At 64.8% G+C, this 12,764-nt stretch carries 11 protein-coding genes; all 11 read left to right on the top strand.

Going from position 1 to position 12,764, the window contains the following annotated elements; translation table 11 throughout:
* Positions 1-89: 89 nt before the first annotated feature.
* Positions 90-848 (top strand): hypothetical protein, encoded by a 759-nt coding sequence (locus tag G4O04_00365; GenBank protein ID HEY57005.1) that lies wholly within the window; start codon positions 90-92, stop codon positions 846-848.
* On the top strand, positions 751-1,110 hold the full coding sequence (locus G4O04_00360; protein ID HEY57004.1) for a hypothetical protein: 360 nt from the start codon (positions 751-753) through the stop codon (positions 1,108-1,110). Before G4O04_00365 ends, G4O04_00360 begins: the two co-directional genes overlap by 98 nt.
* A complete protein-coding gene (locus G4O04_00355) occupies positions 1,013-2,239 on the top strand; it encodes an MFS transporter (protein HEY57003.1) in 1,227 nt (408 codons plus the stop codon). Before G4O04_00360 ends, G4O04_00355 begins: the two co-directional genes overlap by 98 nt.
* Before the next feature lie 119 nt (positions 2,240-2,358).
* A complete protein-coding gene (gene lepA / locus G4O04_00350; protein ID HEY57002.1) occupies positions 2,359-4,164 on the top strand; it encodes an elongation factor 4 in 1,806 nt (601 codons plus the stop codon).
* Positions 4,161-5,147 (top strand): flippase-like domain-containing protein, encoded by a 987-nt coding sequence (locus G4O04_00345; protein HEY57001.1) that lies wholly within the window; start codon positions 4,161-4,163, stop codon positions 5,145-5,147. Before lepA ends, G4O04_00345 begins: the two co-directional genes overlap by 4 nt.
* 70 nt (positions 5,148-5,217) lie before the next feature.
* Positions 5,218-6,246, top strand: coding sequence for an NAD-dependent epimerase/dehydratase family protein (locus G4O04_00340; protein ID HEY57000.1), 1,029 nt, complete (start codon positions 5,218-5,220; stop codon positions 6,244-6,246).
* An 83-nt stretch (positions 6,247-6,329) separates the two neighbouring features.
* On the top strand, positions 6,330-7,493 hold the full coding sequence (locus G4O04_00335; protein ID HEY56999.1) for a glycosyltransferase family 4 protein: 1,164 nt from the start codon (positions 6,330-6,332) through the stop codon (positions 7,491-7,493).
* Between the two features lie 126 nt (positions 7,494-7,619).
* Positions 7,620-8,471 carry a DegV family protein gene (locus G4O04_00330; GenBank protein ID HEY56998.1) on the top strand — a complete coding sequence of 284 codons (852 nt, stop codon included), beginning with the start codon at positions 7,620-7,622 and terminating at the stop codon, positions 8,469-8,471.
* Positions 8,472-8,714: 243 nt separating this feature from the next.
* On the top strand, positions 8,715-9,518 hold the full coding sequence (locus G4O04_00325; protein HEY56997.1) for a class I SAM-dependent methyltransferase: 804 nt from the start codon (positions 8,715-8,717) through the stop codon (positions 9,516-9,518).
* A 47-nt stretch (positions 9,519-9,565) separates the two neighbouring features.
* Complete coding sequence (locus G4O04_00320; protein HEY56996.1) at positions 9,566-11,788, top strand: glycosyltransferase family 39 protein; 2,223 nt, start codon at positions 9,566-9,568, stop codon at positions 11,786-11,788.
* Positions 11,789-11,837: 49 nt separating this feature from the next.
* Positions 11,838-12,764: phospholipid carrier-dependent glycosyltransferase (locus tag G4O04_00315; protein HEY56995.1), on the top strand; the 927-nt coding region annotated here is incomplete at its 3' end.

The raw sequence follows: 12,764 nt of genomic DNA, 5'->3' as shown, positions 1-12,764 counted from the left end.
TTGGCGGCCGGGGGCAAGACAGCCGATGCAGCGGTGGCCGTGGCCGCGGCGCTCAATGTACCGAACCCACTTCCACGGGCATCGGCGGGGTGTACTACGACGCCGCGACGCGCCGGGTGTACGCCCTCAACGGCTCGGGCCGCGCGTCGCAAGCCCTCCCCCTGGAGCGCCCGCGCCGGGAGGGGCTGGCCGACGGCCTGCCGCCTTTTCACCCCTATACCGTGACCGTGCCGGGGGCCTGTGCGGCGTGGTGCGACCTGGTCGAGCGCTTTGGTCTTCTCCCCTTGAGTCGGGTGCTGGCTCCGGCCATTCGCCTGTCCGAGGAAGGGTTCCCCGTAGCGCCGGTGACGGCGTACTTCTGGGCCCGCGGCGTGGAGCGTCAACTGCGCCACGCACCTAATGGAGAGGAACTGACCATCGAGGGCCGTGCCCCACGCCCTGGGGAGGTGTTCCGCAATCCCGGCCTGGCCCTCACCTTGCGCATGGTGGCCGAGGGCGGCAAGGAGGCTTTTTACCGCGGCCCCATCGCCGCGGCCATCGCCGCTGTGGTTCAGCAGGCTGGCGGGTGCCTGACTGTGGAGGACCTGGCGGCGCACGAGAGCGAATGGGTGGAGCCCATTGGGGTCACCTATCGTGGCTTGTGGATCTGGGAGTGCCCGCCCAACGGCCAGGGCCTGGTCGCCTTGCTGGCCCTCAACATCCTGGAAGGCTTTGGCCGGGCAAGACCCGCTAAGCGCGGAGCGTTTGCACGTGCTCATCGAGGCGCTGCGCCTGGCCTTTGTGGACGCCCGCTGGTATGTGGCCGACCCGCGAACCAACCCCGCCCCGTTGGAAGCCCTGCTCTCTAAGACGTTTGCGGCCCAACGGCGGCGGTTGCTGGACCCCCAGGCGGGCGTTGTTTGGCCGCGGGCAGATCATCGTGCGCGATCGCGAGAGCGGTGTGCTGTGGGGCGGTTCCGACCCCCGCGCCGACGGCTTGGCCATGGCCTTAGGATAACCCTGGGAGGTAACGATGTTCCGCAAAGACCGCATGTTCCCCCGCTTTGCGCTCTATGGGTTCCTGAAGAACCTGCGCTTTTTCGAGCCTTTCCTCATCCTCATTTTCCGTGAAGCCGGGCTGAGTTTCACCCTCATCGGCACCCTGTACGCCATCCGCGACACCACCACATACCTGTTGGAAGTGCCCACCGGGGTGCTGGCCGACGCTTTTGGCCGCCGCAAGGCCATGCTCATGGCCTTCGGTGCGTATCTGGTCTCCTTTGCCGTGTTTTACTGGGGCCGTGGCTTCGGGTGGTTTGCCTTGGCCATGATCCTGTTCGCCGTGGGCGAAGCCTTTCGTTCGGGCACCCACAAGGCCCTCATCCTGGAGTACCTCAAACTCAACCGGATGGAGCACCTCAAGGTGTCCTACTACGGGCGCACCCGTTCGGCTTCCCAGTTTGGCTCGGCCATCAACGCACTGATTGCGGCGGCGCTGGCTTTCTATACCGGCAGTTATCGCATCATGTTCCTGGCCGCGGCTGTGCCGTATGTGCTCGATTTCATCAACCTGGCCACCTATCCCCCTGAACTGGACGGCGAGTTGACGGCCTTGCGCTGGCAGGCTGTGCGGCAGCAGGCCCGTCAGACCTGGCAGGACTTTCGGGCCATGTTCACCGACCGCCAGGTGTGGCGGGCCATCCTCAACAGCGCCAGTTTCATGGCCCTGTTCAAGGCCACCAAAGATTACCTGCAACCTATTCTGGAACAGTTTGCCCTGGCGCTGCCCGTTTTCCTGGCGTACTCGGGGCAGCAACGCGGCGCCGTGGTGGTGGGCGTGGTGTACTTCTTCATCTACCTGAGCACCAGTTACGCCTCGCGCAACGCCGACCGATTCAGCCGCCGCTTTGCCAACCTGGCCCAGGCCATCAACCGCTCCTATCTGTTGGGCGTGTTCCTGCTGGCGCTGGCCGGCGCGGTCACCTGGGGCGGATGGACGGGCGTCGCTATCGTGGCTTACCTGGGCTTCTATGTGCTCCACAACCTGCGGCGGCCGATGAATGTGGCCTACATTAGCGACCAGATCGCCAGCCGGGTGATGGCCTCGGGCCTCTCGGTGGAATCGGTGGTGCGCACCTTGCTGGCCAGTGGTCTGGCCCTTCTTTTGGGCGTGCTGGCCGACTTGCTGGGTGTGGGCCCTGCCCTGGCCGTACTGGCCTTCCTCATCGCCGCCCTGTTCCCCATCCTGCGGGTGGAGTAAACTGGCGTGGAGATGGCCTTGTCTCCTTTGGGCCTTGCCATGGAACGCCGCCCATCGCACCCGTGGAACATGGCACACCGTACTCCGCATTTCGCACCTTTGGTATACTTACCCCCGCTATGACGAAACTCATCCGCAACTTCTCCATCATCGCCCATATCGACCACGGCAAGTCCACCCTGGCCGACCGCCTGCTCCAACTCACCGGCACCATCTCCGACCGCGAGATGACCGAGCAGGTGCTGGACGACATGGAGTTGGAGCGGGAGAAAGGCGTGACCATCAAAGCCTCGGCCGTGCGGATGCGCTACACCGCCCAGGACGGCCAGACTTACGAACTCAACCTCATCGACACGCCGGGCCATGTGGACTTCGGCTACGAGGTCAGTCGCGCCCTGGCCGCCTGCGAAGGGGCGCTGCTGGTGGTGGATGCCAGCCAGGGGGTGGAGGCCCAGACCTTAGCCAACCTTTACCTGGCTTTGGAGAATGACCTGGAAATCATCCCGGTGGTGAACAAAATCGACCTCCCCTCGGCGCGGCCTGATGAGGTGGCCCATGAAGTGGCCGAACTCCTGGGTGTCCCGGAGGAAGAGGTCATCCGCATCTCGGCCAAAGAGGGCACCAATGTAGAGCTGGTGCTGGAGGCCATCGTGCGCCAGGTGCCGCCGCCGCAAGGCGACCCCGACGCGCCCCTGCGGGCCCTCATTTTCGATTCCCACTACGACCCCTACAAGGGTGTGGTGGTCTATGTGCGTGTGGTCGAGGGCCGCCTGACGGCCACCGACACTTTGCGCCTGATGGCCTCGGAAGCCGAGTTTCGCCCGGTGGAGGTGGGCGTCTTCGCCCCGCGCATGACCCCCACCGGGGGGCTGGAAGCCGGCGAGGTGGGCTACATCGCCACTGGATTGAAGACCGTGCAGGAGGCTCGCGTGGGCGATACCGTCACCCAGGCTCAGCGCCCCGCCGCCGAGCCGCTCCCCGGCTATCGTCACCCCAAGCCCATGGTCTTCGCCGGCATTTACCCCACCGAAGCCGAGGACTACGAAAACCTGCGCGACGCCCTGGCCAAACTGCAACTCAACGACGCAGCGCTGGTCTATGAGCCGGAGACCTCCCAGGCCCTGGGCTTTGGGTTCCGCTGCGGTTTCCTGGGTATGTTCCACATGGAAATCGTCCAGGAGCGCTTAGAGCGCGAGTACGACCTGGACATCGTGGTCACCGCTCCCTCGGTGGAGTACGAGGTGGTGCTGCGCAACGGCGAGGTGGTGCGCATCGATTCCCCAGCACAACTGCCCGACGAAGGGGAGATCGCCGAAATCCGCGAGCCGTGGATGGACATCCAGATTTTCACCCCGCTGGCCTACTACGGGCCGGTGATGGACCTGGTCACCAAGCGGCGAGGGGTGTTCGTGCGTCAGGAGCATCCTACGCCCGACCGGGTGGTGCTTTACTTTCAACTCCCCCTGGCCGAACTCATCGTGGACTTCTTTGACCAACTCAAGTCCCGCACGCGGGGCTATGCTTCGCTGGACTACCAGTTCGCCGAATACCGCCCCGGCGATTTGGTCAAACTGGAGATTCTGGTGCACGGCGAGCCGGTGGACGCTCTGGCGACCATCGTCCATCGGGACGAGGCCTACCATCGAGGGCAACGGTTGGTCTCCAAACTCAAGAAACTCATCCCGCGACAGTTGTTCGAGGTGCCCATTCAGGCCGTGGCGGGGGGGCGGATCATCTCCCGCGCCAATGTGAAGGCCCTGCGTAAGGATGTGCTGTCCAAGTGCTACGGCGGCGATGTGACCCGCAAGCGCAAACTGCTGGAAAAGCAAAAGAAGGGCAAAAAGCGGATGAAGATGGTGGGCAAGGTGGCCATCCCCCAGGAGGCTTTTCTGGCGGTGCTGCAGTTGGGGGAGGAGGAAGGGTGAAAACGCGTTGGAGCCCCCGCACCTGGGTGGGCTTTCTGGTCAGCGCCGCTGCTCTGGCCGCCGTGTTGGCCCTGGCCGATGTGCACACCTTAGTCCAGGCCCTGCGCCGCCTGCCGCCCCTCACCTTGACGGCGGCCGTGGTGCTCCTGGCGGCCTCCATCGGCCTGCGGGCGTTGGCTTGGCGGTTGCTGCTGGGGGGGCGGGCCTCGTGGTCTGCGGCCTTTTGGGCCCTCAACGCCGGCTACTTGGTGAACAATCTCATCCCCTTGCGGGCCGGGGAGGCCGCCCGCGCCTTGCTCATTGCCCCTCGGGCTCGTGTTTCTTTTTGGCATGCCCTCTCCACCGTGATGGTGGAGCGTTTGATGGATGTGGTGCTGTTGGCCGGGATGTTGCTGGCCGCCATCCCCTGGGTGCTGGACCTGCCCCAGGCCCATCATGCGTCACTCACCCTGGGGGGACTGGCGATAGCGGTGTTGTTCGTCTTGGCCCTGCTGGCCGCGTTCCGCGTCCCTCTGGGCCGGATCCTGGAGACTCGCCTGACCCCCAGGGGCGGTCGCCGGACCCGACGGTTGCTGGGCTGGGCCCAACACTTTCTGGACGGCCTGGAAGTCCTGGCCCACCCCCTGCGGTTTTTGGTCCTCCTGGGGCTGATGACCGTCTCCTGGCTGGTGCAGGTGGTGGCCTACGGCCTGGCTCTGCAAGTCCTGGTGCCCCAGGCCAACCTGTGGTGGGCGACTTTTGTGCTGGGCAGCGTGGGTATGGGCGTGGCCGTGCCCTCGGCCCCCGGAGGCCTGGGCGTCATGGAGGGTGTGATGGTTTTTGTGTTGCACGCCCTGGGCGTGGACCCTTCCGTCGCTCTGGCCTACGCCCTGGCCATGCACGCCGTGTACTACCTGGTGACCGTGTCCCTGGGCATGGCGGGGTTGAGCGTCTACGGCGCTTCGTTGCCTCAGATTGTGCAACAGACTGTAAGACCTCGGTGAGCGTTCACCCGCGGGTAGCCCTGATGAGAAGTGGTGTCCCGCTCACCCTTCTTTTCGTGAGGGAGGAAAGATGGCACGCCATTACCTGATCACCGGCGGCGCCGGGTTCATCGGCGCCAACTACGCGGCCCGTCTGCTGCGGCGCGGCGAGCGGGTGACGATTTACGACAATCTCTCTCGCCGGGGGGCCGAGCGCAACATCGCCTGGCTGCGGGAACAGTTCGGCGAACAGCATTTCCGTCTGGTGGTGGGGGATGTGCGCGACGCGGCGCTGCTCACCGCCCAGGTGCGCGAAGCCGATGTGGTCGTTCACCTGGCGGCTCAGGTGGCCGTGACGACTTCGGTGCGCGACCCGCGCCTGGACTTTGAAATCAACGCCTTGGGTACCTTCAATGTGCTGGAAGCCGCCCGCCTGTCCCCTCGGCGGCCCCTGGTCCTTTACGCTTCCACCAACAAGGTGTATGGCGGCATGGAAGAGGTGGCCGTGGTGGAGGAGGCGACCCGCTACCGCTACGCCGACCTGCCTCACGGCGTGCCCGAAACTCAGCCGCTAGATTTCCACTCCCCCTACGGCTGCTCCAAAGGAGCGGGCGATCAGTATGTGCGCGACTACGCCCGCATCTACGGCGTGCCCACGGTGGTCTTCCGCCAGAGTTGCATCTACGGCCCGCGCCAGTGGGGCGTGGAGGATCAAGGTTGGGTGGCCTGGTTCGTCATCGCTGCCGTTACGGGCAGGCCTATCACCATCTACGGCGACGGGAAGCAGGTGCGTGACCTGCTCTTCGTGGAGGATTTGCTGGATGCTTATGACGCCGCCGTGGACCGGCGGGAGCAGGTGGCTGGGGAGGTGTACAACATCGGCGGCGGCCCCCAGCACACCGTGTCCATCTGGCGGGAGTTTGGCCCCTTGCTGGAAGGACTGTTGGGCCATCCGGTGCCGGTGACCTATGGCGACTGGCGGCCCGGCGATCAGCGGGTGTACATTTCCGACATCCGCAAAGCCGAACGGGAGTTGGGTTGGCGCCCCCAGGTGGGGGTAGAAGAAGGCGTGCGGCGGCTGGTGGCGTGGGTGCAGGCGAACCGGGAGTTGTTCGTATAGGCGTAATGATGTGCGGCATCCATTCCCAGAAAAGATAACCTCATCGCGGCGACATCCTTTGGCCGTGCAGGGAGGCAGCGAGCGTGAAGATTATAGAAATGCTGACTTACTACCGCCCCCATGTGAGCGGTTTGACGGTTTATGTGGAACGACTTTCCCGCGCTTTAGCGGCGCGGGGGCACGAGGTCACGGTGCTCACCTCCCAATACGACCGCGCCCTGCCCCGTGAGGAGGTGCTGGACGGCGTGCGGGTGGTGCGGGTGCCGGTGCTCTTTCGGGTGAGCAAAGGGGTCATCATGCCCACCATCGGCCTGGAGGCCACCCGCCAGGTGCTGGCCCACGATGTGGTGCACCTGCACCTGCCTCAGTTCGACGCGGCTGGTGTGGCTTTTCGCGGCCGGGTGTTCCGTCGCCCCACGGTGTTGACCTATCATTGCGATGTGAAGTTGCCTCCAGGGGCGTTCAATCGCGTGGTTAACACGGTGGTGCACACCATGGACCATCTGGCGGCCATCTTCGCCCATCAGGTGGTTACCTATACCCAGGACTATGCCGACCATTCGCCCTATTTGCGGCGCTACCGGCACAAACTGACCACGGTGCTGCCCCCGGTGACGCTGCCCAGAGCGACATCGGAGGCCATCGCCGCCTTTGCCCGCCAGCACAACCCGCAAGGTCGACGGCCCGTGATCGGTATGGCGGCCCGCCTAGCTGCGGAGAAAGGGGTGGAATACCTGGTGGCGGCCATGGAGCGCATTTTGGAACGTTACCCCGAAGCCCTGGTGCTTTACGCTGGCCCATACGAGAACGTGCTGGGTGAGGAGGCGTACCGCCGGCGGGTCATGCCGGCCATCCGCAAATTGGCGGAGGTGGGGCATTGGCGCTTCGTGGGGCTGCTCAGCGCCGAAGAGATGGCCGCGTATTACCCTAACCTGGATGTGCTCGTGTTGCCCAGCCTGAACTCCACCGAGGGTTTTGGTCTGGTGCAAATCGAGGCCATGATGAACGGCGTGCCCGTGGTGGCTTCCAACCTGCCCGGCGTGCGCCAGCCGGTCAGGATGACCAGTATGGGCGAAATCGCCCAGGTGGGCGATGCGGCCAGCCTGGCGCAGGCCATCCTCAAAGTGCTCGAGCACCCCGAAGCCTACCGCGGCGATCCCGAAGCCGTGGCGCGCAGGTTCGCCCCTGAGGCGACGGCCGCGGCCTACGAAGCGCTGTTTGAGCGGTTGAGGGGAGTCCTTTCCTGAACCCATCCTCTGTGTTACAGCGTTTTTGAGGGTTTTTTCGTATCCCTCGGCCTCGTTTGGGGTTTAGGATAGATGGAGCGGTTGTCTGGCTATGGGCCGCATCTTTGTTGCTCGATGGAGGAGACGATGAGTCCTGTAGGTGTGTTGACCGACAGTACGACTTACTTCCCCGAAGACCTTTTGCGGCAGTACGATATCCGCGTGGTCCCTCTGCGGGTGAATTGGGATGGGGAAACCTTCCGCGATGGGGTGGATATCACCCCCCAGGCGTTTTACGAGCGCCTGTCTCAGTCGAAAACCTTGCCCACGACTTCGCAACCTCCCATGCAAGACTTCCTGGCCGCTTATGAAGCCATGGCCGAAAAGTACGACGCCATCGTGGCGGTGCTCATTTCCTCGGGCATCAGCGGCACAGTGGCCAGCGCGCTGGCGGCGGCACAAGAGTTCGATAAAGTGCCGGTGGCCGTGGTGGATTCCAGGAGCACCTCGGCGGCCCAGGGTTGGGCCACGCTGGAAGCGGCCCGCCTGGCCGCCCAGGGCGCATCCTTTGAGGAGGTGCGGGACAAAGCCCAGTGGGTGGTGGATCGTCTGCACACCTTTTTCGTGGTGGATACGCTGAAATACCTTCACAAGGGCGGACGAATCGGGGGGGCTTCCCGTTACTTGGGCACGGCGCTCAACATCAAGCCCATTCTTTATTTCGACGCCGAAGGGAAAATCGACGCCTTGGAGCGGGTGCGCACCAAGCGGCGCGCCTTGCAACGCATCCTCGACCTGGCCAAGGAGCGCGCCGGCGACCGACCGGTCAAAGTCGGCATCATCCACGCCCATGCGGCCGAGGCCGCCCAAGCCTTCAAGGCCCAGGTGGAGCAGACTCTGAATTGCCAGGAAACCCTGTTTGTGGAACTGAGCCCTGTGTTGGGCACCCATGTGGGGCCGGGGACGATTGGGATGGGCTTTTTCCTCACCGAAGAGTGAACCTCCGGCCCGTCATCCCGCCCGCTACCCCGGCAGGCCCCTTTGCCTGCCGGGGTTTGCTTTGCCTCGCAACCGGCACACGCTGCGGCCCCCTGGCTCCGGGATATTTTTGGTGGGGGGAACCCGGGCCTGGGCGAAGTTGAAGGCCGGGTGCCGCTCTGGTCTCCGGGGGCCTGGCTTCAGGATGGCCGTGCCGGGCCTTCGGCAGGCTCAGACCTCTGAGATTGCGGTAGAATAACGGCCATGGTGACCCCGTCGAATCGCGATTTTCTCTTTCTTCAACTGCGTGAACTGCCCTACTTCCGCGCCTTGCTGCGCGCGGTGGAGGCTACTTTCTACCAGGGCCTCGACCTGCCTGCGCCTACCCTGGACCTGGGTTGCGGCGACGGCCACTTTGCCGCCCGCACTTTCGACCGCCCCCTGGAAGTGGGCCTGGACCCCTGGTGGGCGCCCCTGCAGGAGGCCCGCCGCCGCTATGGCGAGGCCTACCGCCTGCTCGTCCAGGCCGACGGCGCGGCCATGCCTTTCCCCGAGGGCGCTTTCGCCAGTGCGGTGAGCAACTCGGTGTTGGAGCACATCCCCCATCTGGACGCCGTGCTGCGCGATTTGGCGCGCGTGTTGCGCCCCGGCGCGCCTTTCGTGTTCAGCGTGCCCAACCACAACTTCCTGCCCAACCTGAGCGTGGGCCGCGCGCTGGACCGGTTGGGCCTGCGCCCGCTGGGCGATGCGTATCGCGCCTTCTTCAACCGCATCTCCCGCCATCATCATTGCGACCCGCCCGAAGTGTGGCGCCAGCGCCTGGCCCGTGCGGGCTTTGAGGTGGTGGATTGGTGGCACTACTTCTCGCCCGCCGCCCTGCGCGCCTTGGAATGGGGGCATTACTTCGGCCTGCCCGGTCTGGTGGTCAAGAAACTCACGGGCCGCTGGATTCTCGCCCCTACCCACCGGAATCTGGCCTGGCTGGCGCGCCGGTTGCGCCCCCTATACGAAAACCCGCGCCACCCTCAAGGGGCTTATACGTTCTACATCGCCCGCCGTTGGGGGTGACGCCCCCTGGCGTGACCTCGCCATCCCTGAGAGGCTATAATATAACCATGCGCGAATACACTCTTTGGGACTATGTCAAGGGACGGTTGGCTGCGTGGCTGCCCCCGGCCCTCCGGCCTGCGGATTGGGCGCCGTTGCCCCCAACGGTGCTTCAAGCGGTCGAGAAGGCCTTAGGGGAAGAAGGGGAAACAGGAGGCTTGGCCCCGGACGCAGAGGTCCAGCCCGCACCTCCTGAACCTGTGCAGCCCCCGGAGGAAGGCGTCCCCCCTTCGGTGTCCCATGACCCTATCCCGCATCGTGAGCCCTGGCCCTGGCGCGGTTTGGCGGCTTTGACGTTGGCCTTGTTCGCCCAACGGCTGCTGGAGCCGCCGGAGCGCAGCCTGGGCGCGGCGCTGGGTTTTTACGCGGCCGCGCTGGGGATGCTGGGGTGGGCGCTCCTGCGCGGTGAGGTGACTCTGCCGCCTTTGCCCCGGACGCCTTGGGCGCGGGACGAACTGCGCCTGGCTCATCCCGGTTGGCTGGCGCCGGGATTGACCCTGGCGCTGGCCGCCTTTGTCCTTTTCGGCGACAATCGCTTCACCGGCCTCGATTTGACCCTCTGGCTGGGAGGGCTGGGGTTGCTCGTGGCGGCCCTGTGGCGTCCCGTGCGTCCCTGGCGTGAACGGCTGGCCGGGTGGCGGCAGCGATGGCGCCGTGGCACATGGCAGGTGACCCTGCGGCCCGGCCATCTGGCGGTGCTCTTCCTGGTCGGGTTGGCCCTGTTTTTCCGCCTTTATCGTCTGGCGGAGGTGCCGGCCGAGATGTTCTCGGACCATGCCGAGAAACTGCTCGATGTGGCCGATGTGCTGGCCGGGCAATGGCGCATCTTCTTCCCCCGCAACACGGGCCGCGAGGCCATGCAGATGTACCTCACCGCCTTCACCGCTCGGTATCTGGGGCTGGGGCTGAGTTTCCTGGCCCTCAAGGCGGGCACGGCCATCATGGGGCTGTTCACCCTGCCCTTCATTTATCTGCTAGGCGTGGAGTTGGCCGACCGTCGGGTGGCTTTTTGGGCCACGGCCCTGACGGCCATGGCCTACTGGCCCAATGTGATCACCCGCGTGGCCCTGCGCTTCACCTTCTACCCGGCCTGGGTGGCGCCCACGCTGTACTTTCTGGTGCGCGGGCTGCGGCGGGGCGAGCGCAACGCCTTCATTCTCGCCGGCATCGCCCTGGGGCTGGGCGTGCACGGCTATTCGCCTTTCCGTATGGTGACGCTCACGGTGCTGGCCGCCGTAGGATTGTACTTGCTCCATGAAGGGCGGCGCTCAGCCGAGCGACGCACCCGCGCGGTGGTAGGCTTGGTGTTGGTGGTGCTTTTCTCGGTGGTGGTGTTCTTGCCCCTCTTGCGCTACATGCTGGGGCACTGGGATATCTTCTTCTATCGTTCCATGACCCGCCTGGGCCAGATGGAACGTCCCTATCCGGGGCCGCCGTTGCGTATCTTTCTGAGCAACCTGTGGAAAGTCTGGCTCATGCCTTTCTGGGAGAACGGCCAGATCTGGGTGCATTCCATCCCCCACCGGCCAGCGCTGGACTGGATCAGCGGAGCGCTTTACGCCCTGGGGAGCGTCTTGCTCATCGTGCGCTATCTGCGCCAGCGCCGCTGGGAGGACCTGTTTCTCCTGGTCGCCGTGCCTTTGCTCATGTTGCCTTCGGCCCTGTCGCTGGCCTTCCCCGAGGAGAATCCCAGCCTGAATCGCACCGGTGGAGCCATCGTGCCGGTATTCCTCATCGTAGGGTTGGGCCTGGAAGGGGTGTTGCGTCCCTTGTGGGCGCGGCGCCCTCGGTGGGGGCCCCGCCTGGCCTGGGCCCTGGGCGCGGTGTTGTTGGCGGGGGCGGCTTTTCTCAACTTCGATCTGGTGTTCCACCGGTACGATGAGGAATTTCGCTTAGGGGCCTGGAACACCTCCGAAATGGGGCAGGTCGTCCGTGGGTTCAGCCAGTCCATCGGAGCCCCGGATCACGTCTGGGTGGTCCCTTATCCCCATTGGGTGGATACCCGCCTGGTGGCCATCAACGCCGGGGTGTTCCCGCAAATCACCGATTATGCCCTGTGGCGCGAAAACATCCCGAACACGCAAAACCTCCCCGGCCCAAAGTTGTTTCTGGTGAAGCCCGAAGACCAGGAAACCCTGGCCGTGCTGGAAGCCCTGTATCCTGGGGGAAAGATGAAAGTGGTGCGTTCGTCCACCCCAGGGAAAGATTTCATTGTGTATTGGACGCCTTAGCGGCTTTCTTGGCCAGACACGGGGTACGAAGTAACGACTCGAGGTTCCTATGTCCAAACTGCCCCCCCTTCTCGCCGACATCCTGCTCGTCCTCATCCTGCTCCTCGGTGCTTACCTGCGGTTTGTGGGCATCAACTGGGACGAAGACCAGCACCTGCACCCCGACGAGCGGTTCCTCACCATGGTGGAATCCGCCATCGAGCCGGTGCACAGCCTAGGCGAGTATTTCGACACCGCCCGCTCCTCCCTCAACCCGGCCAACAAGGGCTTCGGCTTCTTCGTCTACGGCACCCTGCCCATCTTCATCGTGCGCTATGTGGCCGATGCCTTGGGCAAGACCGGCTACGGCGAGGTGCATCTGGTGGGGCGGCAACTCTCCGCCCTGGCCGATGTGCTCTTAGTGCTGCTGGTCTATTGGGTGGGCAAACGCCTCTACGGGCGCAAAGTGGGCCTGCTGGCCGCCGCTTTCTCGGCCTTGGCCGTGATGCAAATCCAGCAGTCCCACTTCTTCACCGTGGACAACTTCTTCAACCTGTTCACCTTTGCGGCGGTGGCCGTGGCGGTGCACATTTCCCTGGACGAGCGACCTCTGCGCCGCCTGACGCCGCGTTTCCTGGCTTTTGGTCTGGCCTACGGCGCGGCCATGGCCGCGAAAATCAGCGCCTTCCCTGTGGCTGTGCTGTTGCCCGTGGCCCTGCTGGTGCGCTGGGCCCGGCTGAGCCCCGCCCAACGGCGCGAGGAAGGCCTGCTGGGGGTGAGCTTGCTGGCCCTGGCCGGGGGACTGAGCCTGCTGGCCTTCCGTGTCTTCCAGCCCTACGCCTTCCGCGGGCCGCATTTCTGGAACTTCGGCCTTAACCCCCAGTGGCTGAACAACCTGCGCGAACTCAAGGCCCAGGCCAGCGGCCATGCCGACTTCCCGCCCGCTATGCAATGGGCCCGTCGGCCGGTGTGGTTCGCCGTCCAAAACCTGGTGCTC

The organism is Anaerolineae bacterium, assembly GCA_011176535.1.
Lineage (GTDB): Bacteria > Chloroflexota > Anaerolineae > Anaerolineales > DRMV01 > DUEP01.
This window is presented reverse-complemented; position numbering and strand designations above follow the sequence as displayed.